A 15,353-nucleotide genomic window follows, 5' to 3' on the forward strand; every position below is an offset into this window, starting at 1 on the left:
TCATCGCTCCACCCGGGCGAGTAGAGAAGGAACCCCACCCGAATGAAGCTCGAACTTCGCGGCATCACCAAACGGTTCGGTGCCCTGGTCGCCAACGACCACATCGACCTCACGGTCGAACCAGGCGAGATCCACTGCCTGCTCGGCGAGAACGGCGCAGGCAAGTCCACCCTCATGAACGTTCTGTACGGCCTCTACCAGGCCGACGAGGGCGAGATCCTGCTCGACGACGTCGTCCAGCAGTTCTCCGGCCCCGGCGACGCGATGAAGGCCGGAATCGGCATGGTGCACCAGCACTTCATGCTCATCCCCGTCTTCACGGTCGCGGAGAACGTCATGCTCGGCCACGAGGAGACCGGGTTCGCCGGACGCCTCGACCTGAACGCCGCTCGCAAGCGGGTGCGCGAGATCTCCGACCGCTTCGGCTTCGACGTCGACCCGGATGCGCTGATCGAGGACCTGCCCGTCGGCGTCCAGCAGCGCGTGGAGATCATCAAGGCGCTGTCCCAGAACGCGAAGGTGCTCGTGTTCGACGAGCCGACCGCCGTGCTCACCCCGCAGGAGACCGACGAGCTGATGGCGATCATGCGCCAGCTCAAGGAGCAGGGCACCGCCATCGTCTTCATCACCCACAAGCTGCGCGAGGTGCGCGAAGTGGCGGACCGCATCACCGTCATCCGCCTCGGCAAGGTCGTCGGCGAGACGGAGCCGACCGCCACGAACACCGAGATGGCGTCGATGATGGTCGGCCGCGCGGTCGAGCTGACCGTGCACAAGGAGCCGGCGCACCCCGGTGCCCCCGCGCTGATCGTGCGCGACCTGTCTGTGATCGACCCGATCGGGCAGCTCGTCGTCAACAACGTCAGCTTCGACGTCAAGGCGGGCGAGATCCTCGCCATCGCCGGAGTCCAGGGCAACGGCCAGACCGAGCTCACCGAGGCGATCCTCGGGCTCCAGCCGCGCGTCGAGGGCACGATCGAGCTGGACGGCAAGCACATCCAGGGCCACAGCGTGCGCAGGGTGCTCGACGCCGGTGTCGGCTTCGTGCCTGAGGACCGCAACGAGGACGGCCTGGTCGGCGAGTTCACCATCGCGGAGAACCTGATGCTCGACCGCTCGAGCGGCGAGCCGTTCGTCAAGGCGGGCAACCTGCAGCTCTCCTACCGCGCGGAGTTCGCCGAGGAGAAGATCAAGGAGTTCGACGTGCGCGCCCAGGGCGTCGACACGAAGGTCGGCAAGCTGTCGGGCGGTAACGCCCAGAAGGTCGTCCTCGCCCGCGAGCTGAGCCGCGACCTCAGCCTGTTCGTCGCAGCGCAGCCGACGCGCGGTCTCGACGTCGGCTCGATCGAGTTCGTGCACAAGCGCATCGTCGCGACCAGGGATGCCGGCATCCCCGTCATCGTCGTCTCCACGGAGCTCGACGAGGTAGCCGCCCTCGCAGACAGGATCGCGGTCATGTACCGCGGCGGAATCGTAGGAATCGTGCCGGGCAACACCTCGCGTGCTGTGCTCGGTCTGATGATGGCCGGCGAGCTGCCGGCGGATGTGGAAGTCGCAGCATGAGCCAGACCGCCCAGGCCCCTGAGCCGACGAAGGGGCCGGAGCCGACCAAGGCCCCCGGCGTCGAGCCGCCGTCGCGCTGGCAGGTCGCCATGCGCGACATCGCCGGCGGCAGCGTCGTCATCTCGATCCTCGCCGTCGTGATCGCCCTGGTGATCGGCGCCATCCTGATCGCCATCACCGACCCGACCGTGCAGAAGGCGTCCGGCTACTTCTTCGCCAGGCCGGGCGACACGTTCCAGGCCATCTGGAACTCCGTGTCGAGCGCGTACGTCTCGCTGTTCCAGGGCTCGATCTACAACTTCCGGCGTCCGTCCTTCTCCGCGGGCATCCGGCCGCTGACCGAGACGCTGACGTTCGCCACGCCGCTGATCGCCGGTGGTCTCGGCGTCGCCCTCGCGTTCAGGGTCGGCATGTTCAACATCGGTGGCCGCGGCCAGATGCTGATCGCCGCCGGTGCTGCGGGCTGGGTCGGCTGGTCGTTCAACCTGCCTCCCGTGCTGCACCTGCTGCTCGCGATCGTCGCCGGCATCGCCGGTGGTGCGATCTGGGGCGGCATCGCCGGTCTGCTGAAGGCTCGGACGGGCGCGCACGAGGTGATCGTCACGATCATGCTCAACTACATCGCCTTCTATCTGCTGGCGTACTTCCTGCGCACGCCCGGTCTCTTCCAGATGGCGGGGTCGAGCAACCCGAAGTCGCCCCCGGTGAAGCCGAACGCGATCCTGCCTCCGCTGTTCGGAGATCAGTACAACCTCACCTGGGCGTTCGTCATCGTCATCGCGCTGACCGTGTATGTGTGGTGGCTGCTCAACCGCTCGGCGATGGGCTTCCGGTTCAAGGCGGTCGGCGAGAACCCGAACGCAGCACGCGTCGCCGGAATAGACGTCAAGAACGTCTACTTCGTCGCCATGCTGATCGCCGGTGGCCTCGTCGGGTTCGCCGGTGTGAACCAGGCGCTCGGCACCTTCCCGCAGGGCATCACCTCCGACCTGGATGCCGGCATCGGCTTCGACGCGATCACGGTCGCGCTGCTCGGTCGATCGCGGCCGTGGGGCACTTTCATCGCCGGTCTGCTGTTCGGCGCTCTCAAGGCGGGAAGCTTCGCCATGCAGGCGGCCAACGACATCCCGATCGACATCGTGCTCGTCGTGCAGTCCCTCATCGTGCTGTTCATCGCAGCGCCGCCGCTCGTGCGGGCGATCTTCCGCCTGCCGACCCCCGGCGTCGCATCCAAGAAGTCCACCCTTCCCATCGTCAGCAAGGAGGTGGCAGCCAAGTGAGCACCGTCACCGAGACCCAGCCGGGCATCCCGTCGAGCGACCAGATCGTCCTGGAGCGCACTCAGATCAAGAGCTGGAAGGCGCCGATCGCGCTGGGCGTCTTCGCCCTGCTCGCCATCGTGCTGTTCGTGTTCCTGCCCAGGCAGGGCGACAGCAGCTTCCGCTTCGCCGATCCTGGCGACTTCTTCGCCATCCCGCTGCTGACCGTCCCCACCCAGGCGACGAGCGTCATCTGCGCGATCCTGTGCGTGCTCCTCGCTGTCGGCGCGTACTTCTACATCGCCTCGGGCCGCAAGGTGCCGATCTGGTACGCGATCGTGTTCGCGCTGGTGTTCATGTTCGGCTTCCTCACCTGGGCGGCCGCCGGCCACACCGTGCCGTTCACCGGCCTGCTGCTCGGCAGCGTGAGCCTGTCGGTCCCGCTCGTATTCGGTGCCCTCGGCGGTGTCATCTCCGAGCGCGCGGGTGTCGTGAACGTCGCCATCGAGGGTCAGCTGCTCGCCGGTGCGTTCGTCTCGGCGTTCATCGCCTCCGTCGCGCAGCACGTCTGGCACCTTCCGGTCGTCGCAGCGCTCATCATCGGGATGCTGTCGGCGATGATCGCCGGCGTCCTGGTGTCGTTCGTGCTGGCCGCGTTCGCGATCAAGTACCTGGTCGAGCAGGTGATCGTCGGTGTCGTGCTCAACGTGCTCGTCACCGGTCTGACGAGCTTCCTGTTCTCCACGGTGCTGTCGAACGACATCCCCGTGCTGAACAACCCTCCGCGCTTCGAGCGGCTGCCGATCCCGCTGCTCAGCGAGATCCCGGTCATCGGCCCGGTGCTGTTCAAACAGACGATCATCGTCTACCTGATGTACATCGCCGTGTTCCTGGTCTGGTTCGGCCTGTTCAAGACCCGCTGGGGCCTGCGCGTCCGCGCAGTCGGCGAGCACCCGAAGGCAGCGGACACCGTCGGCATCAACGTCAATGGCACCCGGTTCTGGAACGTCTCGCTGGCGGGAGCGGTCGCCGGTCTCGGTGGAGCGTACTTCACGCTCGCCTCGGTCGGAGCGTTCGGCAAAGAGATGACCAACGGCGCCGGCTTCATCGCCCTCGCCGCCGTCATCTTCGGACGCTGGGACCCGATCAGGGCCACCCTGGCCGCTCTGCTGTTCGGCTTCGCGTCGTACCTGCAGACCACGCTCGGGATCATCGGCGCCCCCGTGCCGAGCGAGTTCATGCTGATGCTGCCGTACGTCGTGACGATCTTCGCGGTCGCAGGGCTCGTCGGGATCTCGCGGGCACCCGCCGCAGACGGCAAGCCGTACATCAAATCATGAGCGAGGCAATGGCGACGGACGCCGTCGACTGGGAGGCGCTGCGCGCAGCGGCCCGCGAGGCCATGACGCACGCGTACATCCCGTACTCGAAGTTCGCCGTCGGCGCCGCGGCGCTCGTCGACGACGGCAGGATCGTCTCGGGCTGCAACGTCGAGAACGCCAGCTACGGCGTCACGCTGTGCGCGGAGTGCGGACTCGTCTCGGCACTGCACATGTCGGGTGGCGGCCACCTGGTGGCCTTCACCTGCGTGGACGGCGACGGCAACGTCCTGATGCCGTGCGGTCGCTGCCGCCAGCTGCTGTACGAGCACTCGGCGGAGGGCATGGTGCTGGAGACGGTGTCCGGCTTCCGCACCATCGACGAGGTGCTGCCGGACGCGTTCGGCCCGCGCCAGCTGACCGAGTACGCCGCACGGCACGACGCCTGAGCTCACACCCTGAGCGCACGACGACACAGAAAGCAGATATGAGCGACACCGCAGGGACGGTCGAGGCCTTCGACGCCGTCGACCTCATCCACACCAAGCGCGACAGCGGAGAGCTGTCGACGCCGCAGATCGACTGGCTGATCGACGCGTACACGCGCGGCTACGTCGGCGACGAGCAGATGGCCGCGATGACGATGGCGATCTTCCTCAACGGGATGACCCGCCGCGAGATCAAGGACCTCACGATGGCGATGATCGCCTCCGGTGAGCGGATGAGCTTCGACGGCCTCGGCAAGCCGACGACGGACAAGCACTCCACGGGCGGCGTCGGCGACAAGATCACGCTGCCGCTGATGCCGCTCGTCGCGACGTTCGGCGCGGCCGTGCCGCAGCTCTCCGGGCGCGGGCTCGGCCACACGGGAGGGACGCTCGACAAGCTGGAGAGCATCCCCGGCTGGCGGGCCAACCTGACCAACCAGGAGATGTTCGACCAGCTGCGGGATGTCGGCGGCGTGATCTGCGCAGCGGGCTCCGGCCTCGCTCCGGCGGACGGCAAGCTCTACGCGCTGCGCGACATCACAGGAACGGTCGAGGCCATCCCGCTGATCGCCTCCTCGATCATGAGCAAGAAGATCGCGGAAGGCACCGGCGCGCTCGTACTCGACGTGAAGTTCGGCTCCGGCGCGTTCCTCAAAGACATCGAGAAGTCGCGCGAGCTGGCCCGCACGATGGTCGACCTCGGCCGCGACGCCGGCGTCGCCACCTCCGCTCTGCTCACCAACATGAACGTGCCGCTCGGCCTCGCCATCGGCAACGCCAACGAGGTGCGCGAGTCCGTCGAGGTGCTGGCGGGTGGCGGACCGGCGGATGTCGTCGAGCTGACCATCGAGCTGGCGCGCGAGATGCTCGCCCTCGCGGGCAAGACGGACGTGGATGTGGAGGCCGCCCTGAAGGACGGCCGCGCGATGGACAAGTGGCGGGAGACCATCCGCGCCCAGGGCGGAGACCCCGCCGCGCCGCTGCCGGTCGCGAAGGAGACGCACACCGTCGTCGCCGACCGCGACGGCGTGCTGGTCGAGCAGCAGGCACTGCCGTTCGGCATCGCCGCCTGGCGGCTCGGCGCAGGGCGCGCCCGCAAGCAGGACCCCGTGCAGCACGCCGCGGGCGTCGACCTGCACGCCAAGCCGGGAGACACGGTGCGAGCAGGCGATCCGCTCTTCACCCTCTCCGCCGACGAGCCTGCCCGCTTCGAGCGCGCGCTCGAGGCCCTCGAGGGTGCATACCGCATCGGCGACCAAGGCGACCCCGTCCTCACCGGCGGCCCCCTCATCGCCGACCGCATCTCCTGAACAATCGACTCCGGACTTGTTCAGGCGACACGCCGGCGTCTCGACTGAACAACTCCGGACTCGATAGCTGCGGCGCGCGACCGAACGATAGATTGAAGGACATGAGTAAAGAAGCAGGCGGCGGGTACAGGCTCAGCGACGGCACGAGCATCCGGGAGTTGCCGAAGGTGTCGTTGCACGACCACCTCGACGGCGGCCTGCGACCGGCGACGGTGATCGAGCTCGGCGCGGAGATCGGCCTCGACCTCCCCACCACGGACGCCGTGGAGTTGGCGAGCTGGTTCGGCGAGAAGTCCAACTCCGGCTCGCTGGTCGAATACCTCAAGACGTTCGACCTCACCACCGCCGTCATGCAGACGAAGGAGGGGCTCAGCCGCGTCGCGCGCGAGTTCGTCCAGGACCTCGGCGAGGACGGCGTCGTGTACGGCGAGATCCGCTGGGCCCCCGAGCAGCACCTCTCCCGCGGCCTCAGCCTAGACGACACAGTGGATGCGGTGCAGGACGGCATCGAGCAGGGCATCGACGATGTGCGCGCCACCGGCAAGCGCATCCGGGTCGGCCAGCTGGTCACCGCCATGCGCCACGCAGACCGTGGGCTGGAGATCGCCGAGCTCGCCGTTCGCCACCGCGACAACGGCGTCGTCGGGTTCGACATCGCCGGAGCAGAGGCAGGCTTCCTCCCGTCGCGCCACCGCGCGGCGTTCGACTACCTCGCCGCGCAGTTCTTCCCCACGACCGTGCACGCCGGAGAGGCGGACGGGCTGGAGAGCATCAGGAGCGCACTCATCGACGGCCGCGCGCTGCGCCTCGGCCACGGTGTGCGCATCGCGGAGGACATCACGATCGAGCGCCAGGACGACGAGAACACCTACGTGACAATCGGCACGCTCGCCCAGTGGGTGAAGGACCGCGAGATCGCGCTCGAGACGAGCCCGACCTCCAACCTGCAGACGGGCGCCATCGCCGAGTGGGGCGACGACATCCTCGACCACCCGTTCGACCTGCTCTACCAGCTCGGGTTCCGGGTGACTGTGAACACCGACAACCGCCTGATGAGCGGAACGTCCCTGACGCGGGAGCTGAGCATCCTGGCAGACGCGTTCGCGTACGACCGCACCGACCTCGAGGTGTTCCAGCTCAACGCGGCCGGTTCCGCGTTCCTCCCGCTGGAAGAACGCGAAGAGCTGGCAGACATCATCACAGCAGGTTTCGAGGGTTCGTAACCCGCCGGGAGATACGCTTGAGCCATGCCTCTGCCACCGTTGCCCGATTCCGCCATCACCATCGGAGCTCACGCCTCCGACTGGCGTGACGCGGTCGAGCTGGCAGGGGCGGCTCTCGCGGCCTCCGGGGCCACGGAGCCCAGCTACGCCGAGCGGATGATCCAGGTCATCGACGAGTTCGGGGCGTACATCGTCATCGCGCCGGGGCTCGCCCTCGCACACGCCCGCCCGGGCCCCGACGTGCTGGCGGACGGACTCTCCGTCGTCACGCTGGCCGACCCCGTCGTCTTCGGCCACCCGCACAACGACCCGGTCTCCGTGGTCATCGGCCTCGCCGTCTCGTCGCCGGAGGGTCACGTGACCTCGGTCGCCGAGCTGGCGAACGTGTTCAACGACCCGGAGGCGATCCCCGCTCTCGCCGCCGCCCAGGATGCGGCAGCCGTGCAGCGGATCATGGCCGCGAGTGAGCAGGGCGCGGTCTGATGAAGATCGTCGCGATCTGCGGTGCAGGCATCGGCACGTCCGGAATCCTCAAAGTCAACGCCGAGCGCGTGCTGAAGCGTCTCGACATCGACGCGGACGTGACAGCCTCGGATCTGGCGAGTCTGGCGACGGCCGCCTCGAACGCGCAGGTCATCCTGACCTCTCCGGAGCTGGTCGACAAGATCGGCCAGACCAACGCCGACATCGTCGTGGTCGACAACTACTTCGACCTGGATGAGCTGGAACAGAAGCTCGACGAGGCGCTCGGCTAGCGCTGCCCGCTGTCGCTGTCGCTGTCGCTGTCGCTGTCGCTCTCGGCTCCGCCGTCATCTGCGGCGAGGAGCGCATCCACCAGCCCCGGGAAGCGCTGGTCGAGCTCTGCCCTGCGGAGCTGGATGGCGTGGGTGCGCCCGTCCACGATCGTGAGGGTCACCCCGGCCTCGCGGAGCGCCTTGAAGTGGTGCGAGAGCGTCGACTTCTGCACGTCGAAGCCCCACTCCGTCGCCGACTTGGCGTGCCGTTCTCCGTCGGCGAGCACCCGCACGATCTGCAACCGGATGGGGTCGGCCACGGCGCGCAGGACGTCGACGAGCGTGACCGTCTCGATGGCGGGGGCCGGGTACTCAGCCGACACGTGCATCCCCTCGAAAAATAGTTTGACAATCATCGAACAATGGTCGTATCTTGACCGTATGACGTTCGTCGAACAATCATACCGCAGGGCCACCCCGGCGCTGCTGATCCTCGCCCTTTCCCTGTTCGTGGTCGCGACCAACGCGTTCGTGATCGCCGGGCTCCTACCGCAGATCGCGGACACCCTGGGGGCGACGCCCACCCAGGTGAGCTACTCCATCACCTCGTACTCGCTCGTCGTCGCCGTCGCGGCGCCCGCCGTCTCGATCCTCCTCCCGCGTGTCCCGCGCACCGTCCTCATGGCGGGCGGGCTGGCCTTCTTCGCGGTCGGCGCCGCCATCGCGGCCGCCGCGCCGGACATCGCCGTCTTCATCACGGGGCGCACGCTCTCCGGGCTCGGCGGAGCCGCCCTGGTGCCGACGGCGACCGCGGCCGCGGCCTCCCTCGCACGGCCGGAGCAGCGCGGACGGGCCCTGGCCATCGTCGGTGCCGGCTTCACCCTGGCGACGGCCGTCGGATCCCCGCTCGGGACGGCCCTCGGCGGCATCGCAGGCTGGCGGCTCCCGCTCTGGTGCCTGGTCGGCCTCGGCGTCCTGCTGTCCGTCGCGATCCCGTTCGTGGTGCGCGGCGTGCCGCTGCCGCCGCCCGTCTCGCTGCGGCGCAGGCTGGCTCCGCTCGGCGACCGCCGCATCCTGGCCCCGCTCGGCACGACACTGCTGATGGTGGCCGGCTTCAACATCGTCTACATCTTCTCCGCGGCCGTCACGCACGCATCCACAGGAGGCTCCGGCGCCCTGCTTGCGGTGCTGCTGCTCGCGTACGGAGCAGCGGGCGTGCTCGGCAACGTGGTCGCCGGACCGCTCACCGACCGGTTCGGCAGCAAGGTGGTCGCGATCGTCGCGCTCGCCGCTCAGGCGCTCGCCCTGCTCGCGCTGACGTTCGTCGAAGCGTCCTTCGCCGCATCCATCGTCGTGTTCGCGCTGTGGGGCGTCGCCTCCTTCGCCGTCGCCATCCCGGTGCAGCACCGGCTGGTGCACATCGACCCGGCGGCGTCCGCCCTCGCCCTGTCCTGGTACTCGACGGCGATGTACGTCGGGATCGCGATCGCGCCGCTGATCGGGACGGCGGCACTGAGCATCGGCGGCGCCGTTGCGGTCCCTGTCGCCGGGGCCGTCGTCTCCGTGCTCGCTCTCGCGCTGTTCCTGCTCGGCTACGCCAGGAACGCCACGGCACGCAGAACAGGGGGCGTCGCCGGAGACGCGGAAAGGGCGCTCCGGCCGTCGGCCTGAGCGCCCTTCCTGTAGGGGCGGCTACGCGGCCGTGAGCGCGCGCATCGCCGCCGCGAGGGCGCCGACGCGGGCGGTCGCGGTGGCACGGCGCTCGTCGACGCTGCCCTGGTCGCTCGACGCGTCGATGTAGATCTTGAGCTTCGGCTCCGTGCCGGACGGGCGCACCATGACGCGGGACCCATCGGCGAGCAGGATGCGCAGCACATCGCTCGGCGGGAGGTCGCCGAAGCCGTCCTTCAGGTCGTCGATCTGCTGCACCCGCACATCTCCGAGGGATGCGGGCGGAGTCGCGCGCAGGCTCGCCATGATGCGGTCGATCTGCGACAGGTCGGTGACCCGGATGGAGATCTGGTCCGAGGCGAAGAAGCCGAACGTCTCCGCGAACGCGTCCAGGTGATCCGCGATGGTCGTCCCATCGGCCGCGAGGCTGTTGGCGAGATCGAGGAACGCGGTCGCGGCGGAGATGCCGTCCTTGTCGCGCACGGTCTCCGGGTTCACCAGGTAGCCGAGCGCCTCCTCGTAGCCGTACACGAGGCCGGGAGCGCGGGAGACCCACTTGAAGCCGGTCAGCGTGTTCGCGAAGTCGAGATGGTACTTCTCCGCCACGGCAGCGAGCGCCGGCGAGGACACGATCGAGCAGGCCAGGGCGCCGAACGCGCCCTGGTCGGGGCCGGCCGCCGCTTCCGCGAGCCTGGCAGCCCGCCAGCCGAGGATGGCGCCGACCTCGTTGCCGCTCAGGCGGCGGTAGCCGGCCTCGTTCGACGCATCCGGGATCGCGACGGCGAGACGGTCGGCGTCCGGGTCGTTGGCGATCACCAGGTCGGCGTCGGACGCGCGTGCCGCCTCGAACGACAGATCCATCGCGCCGGGTTCCTCCGGGTTGGGGAACGCGACGGTCGGGAAGGCGGGATCGGGGTCGATCTGCGCCGCGACGACGGTCGGCTCCGCGAATCCCGCCGCAGCGAAGACGTCGCGGGCGGTGCGCCAGCCGACGCCGTGCATGGCGGTGTAGACGTAGGAGACCGCATCCCGAGCCGCCGTCGTGGAGGCGACAGCGGCGGTCGCGGCGATGTACGCACGCTCGATGTCCTCCGCGCCGACCTCGTAGGTCTCGGCGCGCGGGAGATCGAGGACGCTTCCTGCCGCGACCTCCAGGATGCGCGACTCGATCTCCGCATCCACAGGGGACACGATCTGCGAGCCGTGGTTCTCTCCGCCCAGGTACACCTTGTAGCCGTTGTCGTTCGGCGGGTTGTGGCTGGCGGTGACCATGACACCGGCGCTCACGTCGAGGTGGCGCACCGCGAACGCGAGCACGGGGGTCGGCAGCAGGCGGGGGAGCAGGACGGCGCGCACGCCGGCGCCCGCCATCAGCTCAGCGGTGTCCCTGGCGAAGACGTCGGAGTTCTTGCGGCCGTCGTAGCCGATCACGACGGACGGCGTCGTGCCGTCCGCGTGGTCGAGCAGGTAGCGCGCGAATCCGGCGGCGGCCTGGGCGACGAGCACCCTGTTCATCCGGTTGGGGCCGGCGGCGATCTCGCCGCGCAGGCCTGCGGTGCCGAACGCGAGCCGCGCGTCGAAGCGGGAGTGCAGGTCGGCGACGGCCTCGGCCGAACCCGACTGCGCCGCGACGATCAGGTCATTCAGCTCGTCGCGCGTCTCCTGGTCGGGATCCTGGGCGACCCAGGCCTGCGCCCGCTCGATCAGGTCGTCCGTCTGCTCCTCGCTCACAGGGCCTCCACGATCTGGGCGAGGAGGGCGCTGATCACGGGCTCCGCCTCGCGTCCCGCCTCGATGACCTCCTGGTGGCTGAGCGGCGTCTTCTGGATGCCGGCGGCCAGGTTGGTGATGAGCGACATGCCGAGGATCTCCATCCCGGACTGGCGGGCCGCGATGGCCTCCAGCGCGGTGGACATGCCGACGATGTGACCGCCGATGGTCTTCGCCATCTGCACCTCGGCCGGCGTTTCGTAGTGCGGGCCGCGGAACTGCGTGTACACGCCCTCGTCCAGGCTCGGCTCGATGGTCTTGGCCAGCTCGCGCAGCCGCTTCGAGTAGAGGTCGGTGAGGTCGATGAAGGTCGCGCCCTCCAGCGGCGAGTCCGCCGTGAGGTTGATGTGGTCGCTGATCAGCACGGGCGTTCCCGGCTTCCAGTGCTCCTTGATGCCGCCAGCGCCGTTGGTGAGGATCATCGTCTTCACACCGGCCGCCGCCGCGGTGCGCACGCTGTGCACGACCCTGCGGACGCCGTGGCCCTCGTAGTAGTGCGTGCGCGCGCCGATGACCAGCGCGCGCTTGCCGTTCGGCAGCAGCACGGAACGCAGCGTTCCGACGTGACCCTCCAGCGCCGGCTTGCCGAAGCCGACGATCTCTGTGGCCGGGATGGTGGCGGTCGTCTCACCGATGAGATCGGCCGCTTTGCCCCAGCCGCTGCCCAGGGTCAGCGCGATGTCGTGCTGTGCGACGCCGGTCTTCTCTGCAAGCTGCTCAGCGGCCAGCCTGGCGACCTCGAAAGGGTCGGTGGCCGGGTCGTCGAGCGGGTTCGTGATGGTATCAGGCATGAGCCAACTCTACTGAGCGAGCCCCCGGCGCACAGGCTCGGCAGGGATGCGCATCCGTGCGCCAGGATACGAGAGAATAGAGGTCATGGCCTATGAATTCGAGCGCAAGCAGAGGATCGCTGTACTCGGGGGTGGGCCTGGCGGGTACGAAGCAGCCCTCGCCGGTGCCCAGCTCGGCGCGGACGTGACCCTGGTGGAGCGCACGGGGGTCGGCGGCTCCGCCGTGATCACCGACGTCGTGCCGTCCAAGAGCCTGATCGCGACCGCAGAGGCGGCGAACGCCATCGGAGAGGCTGCCGACCTCGGCGTGCAGTTCTTCACCAGGGGAGAGACGGGCAAACCGGTGCGGCCGGAGGTCGCCGTGAACCTCGCCGCCGTCAACAAGCGCCTGGTCGGGCTCGCCCGCCAGCAGTCGGAGGACATGCGCGCCGAGCTCGTGCGTGCCGGCGTCCGCATCGTCACCGGCGAAGGGCGCCTCGACGGGTCGAGCGCCATCATCGTGTCGACCGCCGCGGGAGACACCGGCACCGACTTCGACAGGATCGAGGCCGACACGTTCGTCGTCTCCGTCGGCGCGAGCCCGCGCATCCTGCCGTCCGCCGTGCCGGACGGTGAGCGCATCCTGACCTGGACGCAGCTCTACAGCCTCGACCGCATCCCTGAGCACCTGATCGTGGTCGGCTCCGGTGTGACGGGCGCCGAGTTCGCCTCCGCGTACACCGCGCTCGGCTCCAAGGTCACGCTCATCTCCAGCCGCGACCAGGTGCTGCCAGGCGAGGACGCCGACGCGGCCAAGGTGATCGAGAACGTCTTCAAACGCAACGGGATGCAGGTGCTCTCGAAGTCCCGCGCCGAGTCGATCGTGCGCACGGAGAACGGCGTCGTCGCCACGCTTTCCGACGGCAGGACCGTCGAGGGAAGCCACTGCCTGATGGCGGTCGGCTCCGTGCCGAACACCCGCGGGATCGGGCTGGAGGAGGCCGGCGTGCAGCTCACCGACTCCGGGCACATCCGCGTGAACCGCGTGGCGCGCACGTCCATCCCGAACATCTACGCGGCGGGCGACTGCTCCGACCTGCTCCCGCTCGCCTCCGTCGCATCCATGCAGGGGCGCACGGCGGTCTTCCACGCGATGGGGGATGCGGTCAACCCGTTCGAGCTGCGCAACGTGACCTCCAACATCTTCACCCAGCCGGAGATCGCGACGGTCGGCTGGAACCAGAAGCAGATCGAGGAGGGCATCGCGCAGGGCGACATCTACAAGCTGCCGCTCAAGTCGAACCCGCGCGCCAAGATGCTCGGCATTAAGGACGGCTTCGTGAAGCTGTTCGCCCGTACCGGCTCCGGCACGGTCATCGGCGGCGTGATCGTCGCTCCTCGCGCCTCCGAGCTGATCTTCCCGCTCGCGCTCGCCGTCGAGCACCGTCTGACGGTCGACCAGGTGGCGCGCGCGTTCACGGTCTACCCGTCGCTGTCCGGCTCGATCTCCGACGCGGCGAGGGCGATGCACATCGTGCTGTAACGCCCGATCGCGGTAGGGTCGCGGGGTGGAAATCCTCCTCGTGATCGTCCTGGTGCTGCTGGCCATCGCCGGCGCGACCACGCTCGGGCCGAAGCTCGGCGTCGCCGCACCGCTGGTGCTCGTCGTGCTGGGCATCGGGGTCAGTTTCCTGCCGTTCGTGCCTCCGCTGACCATCGAGCCGGAGTGGATCATCGCCGGGGTCCTTCCCCCGCTGCTGTACTCGGCGTCCGTGTCGATGCCCGCGATGGAGTTCCGGCGCGAGTTCGGTGCGATCGGCGGGCTGTCCGTGCTGCTCGTGATCGTGAGCGCTGTCATCCTCGGACTGTTCTTCGCCTGGGTCATCCCGGGCCTCGGCATCGCCTGGGGAATCGCCCTCGGCGCGATCGTGAGCCCGACGGATGCGGTCGCGACGTCGATCGTCAAACGTTCAGGGGTCTCTCCCCGCGTCGTGGCGATCCTCGAAGGCGAGAGCCTGCTCAACGACGCGAGCGCGCTCGTGCTGCTGCGCACGGCCATCGCTGCCGCTGCTGCGTCGTTCTCGCTCGGCGGGTTCATCGGGTCGTTCGCGTACTCGGTCGCGGTGGCGCTGGTGCTCGGCTGGGCGGTCGGGCGGCTGAACCTGATCGTGCGCGCCAGGGTGACGGACGCGACGGTCAACACGGTGCTGTCGTTCACCGTGCCCTTCCTGGCGTCCATCCCTGCCGAGGCGCTGGGCGCATCCGGGCTGGTGGCCGCTGTGGTGGCCGGGCTGATCACCGGACGGAGGGCGCCGCGCGTCCTCTCCCCGCAGCACAGGCTGTCGGATGCGCAGAATTGGCGGACGGTCGAGCTGGTGCTCGAAGGACTGGTGTTCCTCGTGATGGGGCTGGAGCTGTTCGGCATCGTCACCGATGTGCAGAACGATCACGCCGGCTTCGTGCCTGCGCTGCTCGTCGGGGCGGGGGCGCTGCTGCTGACCATCCTGGTGCGGGCAGCGTACGTCGGCCCCCTGCTGGCCGTCCTGTCGCGCAGGGCGAAACGCGGCGAGCAGATGCGCCCGCGCATCGAGAGCATCCAGGGCCGTCTGGACGACCCAGAGTCGGCGGGCACGGCGCTGGTCCGCACGGGCGGTCCAGGCAGCCGTCGTCAGGTGACGGCAGCCGACATCGGCCGGTTCGCCACCAGGCTGCGCCGCACGATCGCCGACATCGACTACTTCAAGGCGGCCCCGCTCGGCTGGCGGGAGGGCTCGATCGTGGTCTGGGCCGGGATGCGCGGAGCCGTGACCGTCGCGGCGGCGCAGACCCTGCCGCACGAGGGGACGCCCAGCCGCTCCCTGCTGGTGCTCATCGCGTTCATCGTCGCGGCGGCGTCGCTCCTCATCCAGGGCGGAACGCTCGGCTGGGTGGTGCGCCTGGTGAAACCTGCTCCCGTCGACGCCGAGCTGCAGCGGGACGAGGAGGTCCGGCTGATGACGCTGCTCAGGGACGCGGCGGAGACGGTGCCGCTGCCCGCCCCGACGGACCGCACGCCGGAGGCCTTCATGGAGCAGAAGCGCGCGCGACTGGCCCGCATCGAGGCGCAACGCAACGCCCTGCTCGACGCCCGCGACGACGGCACTTTCAGCGCCGACCTCCTCCTCAACGCCCTCACCAACCTCGACGCCGACCAGATCGCGATCGAGCTCAAAGGCGACCCGATCGCCTGACCCGCCCCACCCCAGG

At 69.1% G+C, this 15,353-nt stretch carries 14 protein-coding genes; 11 read left to right on the forward strand and 3 right to left on the reverse strand.

Annotation, left to right across the window (positions count from 1 at the left end; genetic code table 11):
- Nucleotides 1-42: 42 nt before the first annotated feature.
- The 8 genes from ACIRCZ_RS14300 to ACIRCZ_RS14335 all read left to right on the forward strand — a co-directional run bounded on the left by ACIRCZ_RS14300 (nt 43) and on the right by ACIRCZ_RS14335 (nt 7,917).
- Nucleotides 43-1,563 carry an ABC transporter ATP-binding protein gene (locus ACIRCZ_RS14300; protein WP_055890715.1) on the forward strand — a complete coding sequence of 507 codons (1,521 nt, stop codon included), beginning with the start codon at nt 43-45 and terminating at the stop codon, nt 1,561-1,563.
- A complete protein-coding gene (locus tag ACIRCZ_RS14305) occupies nt 1,560-2,843 on the forward strand; it encodes an ABC transporter permease (protein ID WP_055890718.1) in 1,284 nt (427 codons plus the stop codon). Before ACIRCZ_RS14300 ends, ACIRCZ_RS14305 begins: the two co-directional genes overlap by 4 nt.
- Complete coding sequence (locus ACIRCZ_RS14310) at nt 2,840-4,162, forward strand: ABC transporter permease (RefSeq protein WP_082581213.1); 1,323 nt, start codon at nt 2,840-2,842, stop codon at nt 4,160-4,162. The genes ACIRCZ_RS14305 and ACIRCZ_RS14310 overlap by 4 nt, the downstream gene beginning before the upstream one ends.
- Nucleotides 4,159-4,590 (forward strand): cytidine deaminase, encoded by a 432-nt coding sequence (locus ACIRCZ_RS14315; RefSeq protein ID WP_055890720.1) that lies wholly within the window; start codon nt 4,159-4,161, stop codon nt 4,588-4,590. Before ACIRCZ_RS14310 ends, ACIRCZ_RS14315 begins: the two co-directional genes overlap by 4 nt.
- 38 nt (nt 4,591-4,628) lie before the next feature.
- Nucleotides 4,629-5,939, forward strand: coding sequence for a thymidine phosphorylase (locus ACIRCZ_RS14320; RefSeq protein ID WP_402854252.1), 1,311 nt, complete (start codon nt 4,629-4,631; stop codon nt 5,937-5,939).
- Between the two features lie 101 nt (nt 5,940-6,040).
- On the forward strand, nt 6,041-7,162 hold the full coding sequence (locus ACIRCZ_RS14325; protein ID WP_402854255.1) for an adenosine deaminase: 1,122 nt from the start codon (nt 6,041-6,043) through the stop codon (nt 7,160-7,162).
- A 24-nt stretch (nt 7,163-7,186) separates the two neighbouring features.
- Nucleotides 7,187-7,645: a PTS sugar transporter subunit IIA gene (locus ACIRCZ_RS14330; protein ID WP_055890727.1), complete on the forward strand. Its 459-nt coding sequence runs from the start codon at nt 7,187-7,189 to the stop codon at nt 7,643-7,645.
- Nucleotides 7,645-7,917 carry a PTS sugar transporter subunit IIB gene (locus ACIRCZ_RS14335; protein WP_055890728.1) on the forward strand — a complete coding sequence of 91 codons (273 nt, stop codon included), beginning with the start codon at nt 7,645-7,647 and terminating at the stop codon, nt 7,915-7,917. Before ACIRCZ_RS14330 ends, ACIRCZ_RS14335 begins: the two co-directional genes overlap by 1 nt.
- Here the strand turns inward: ACIRCZ_RS14335 and ACIRCZ_RS14340 are convergent.
- On the reverse strand, nt 7,914-8,279 hold the full coding sequence (locus ACIRCZ_RS14340; protein WP_402854260.1) for an ArsR/SmtB family transcription factor: 366 nt from the start codon (nt 8,277-8,279) through the stop codon (nt 7,914-7,916). The genes ACIRCZ_RS14335 and ACIRCZ_RS14340 overlap by 4 nt on opposite strands.
- A gap of 58 nt (nt 8,280-8,337) precedes the next feature.
- Between ACIRCZ_RS14340 and ACIRCZ_RS14345 the strand changes: the two genes are divergently transcribed.
- Nucleotides 8,338-9,567, forward strand: coding sequence for an MFS transporter (locus ACIRCZ_RS14345; protein WP_082581215.1), 1,230 nt, complete (start codon nt 8,338-8,340; stop codon nt 9,565-9,567).
- Nucleotides 9,568-9,588: 21 nt separating this feature from the next.
- On the opposite strand, the gene ACIRCZ_RS14350 is transcribed toward ACIRCZ_RS14345, so the two are convergent.
- Complete coding sequence (locus tag ACIRCZ_RS14350) at nt 9,589-11,298, reverse strand: phospho-sugar mutase (RefSeq protein WP_402854264.1); 1,710 nt, start codon at nt 11,296-11,298, stop codon at nt 9,589-9,591.
- Complete coding sequence (locus tag ACIRCZ_RS14355; protein ID WP_055890733.1) at nt 11,295-12,128, reverse strand: purine-nucleoside phosphorylase; 834 nt, start codon at nt 12,126-12,128, stop codon at nt 11,295-11,297. The genes ACIRCZ_RS14350 and ACIRCZ_RS14355 overlap by 4 nt, the downstream gene beginning before the upstream one ends.
- Nucleotides 12,129-12,213: 85 nt before the next feature.
- Here ACIRCZ_RS14355 and ACIRCZ_RS14360 point away from each other — a divergent pair, with 85 nt between their 5' ends.
- Complete coding sequence (locus ACIRCZ_RS14360) at nt 12,214-13,650, forward strand: NAD(P)H-quinone dehydrogenase (protein ID WP_055890734.1); 1,437 nt, start codon at nt 12,214-12,216, stop codon at nt 13,648-13,650.
- Between the two features lie 25 nt (nt 13,651-13,675).
- Nucleotides 13,676-15,337, forward strand: a complete 1,662-nt coding sequence (locus tag ACIRCZ_RS14365; protein ID WP_402854269.1) for a cation:proton antiporter — start codon at nt 13,676-13,678, stop codon at nt 15,335-15,337.
- Nucleotides 15,338-15,353 lie beyond the last annotated feature (16 nt).

This window comes from Leifsonia sp. NPDC102414 (genome assembly GCF_044765685.1).
Lineage (GTDB): Bacteria > Actinomycetota > Actinomycetes > Actinomycetales > Microbacteriaceae > Leifsonia.

Bases quoted from the DNA above. Each gene is read 5' to 3' on its own strand.
- ACIRCZ_RS14300 (WP_055890715.1), top strand. From the start codon at position 43: ATGAAGCTCGAACTTCGCGGCATCACCAAACGGTTCGGTGCCCTGGTC.
- ACIRCZ_RS14305 (WP_055890718.1), top strand. From the start codon at position 1,560: ATGAGCCAGACCGCCCAGGCCCCTGAGCCGACGAAGGGGCCGGAGCCG.
- ACIRCZ_RS14315 (WP_055890720.1), top strand. From the start codon at position 4,159: ATGAGCGAGGCAATGGCGACGGACGCCGTCGACTGGGAGGCGCTGCGC.
- ACIRCZ_RS14320 (WP_402854252.1), top strand. From the start codon at position 4,629: ATGAGCGACACCGCAGGGACGGTCGAGGCCTTCGACGCCGTCGACCTC.
- ACIRCZ_RS14325 (WP_402854255.1), top strand. From the start codon at position 6,041: ATGAGTAAAGAAGCAGGCGGCGGGTACAGGCTCAGCGACGGCACGAGC.
- ACIRCZ_RS14330 (WP_055890727.1), top strand. From the start codon at position 7,187: ATGCCTCTGCCACCGTTGCCCGATTCCGCCATCACCATCGGAGCTCAC.
- ACIRCZ_RS14335 (WP_055890728.1), top strand. From the start codon at position 7,645: ATGAAGATCGTCGCGATCTGCGGTGCAGGCATCGGCACGTCCGGAATC.
- ACIRCZ_RS14345 (WP_082581215.1), top strand. From the start codon at position 8,338: ATGACGTTCGTCGAACAATCATACCGCAGGGCCACCCCGGCGCTGCTG.
- ACIRCZ_RS14355 (WP_055890733.1), bottom strand. From the start codon at position 12,128: ATGCCTGATACCATCACGAACCCGCTCGACGACCCGGCCACCGACCCT.
- ACIRCZ_RS14360 (WP_055890734.1), top strand. From the start codon at position 12,214: ATGGCCTATGAATTCGAGCGCAAGCAGAGGATCGCTGTACTCGGGGGT.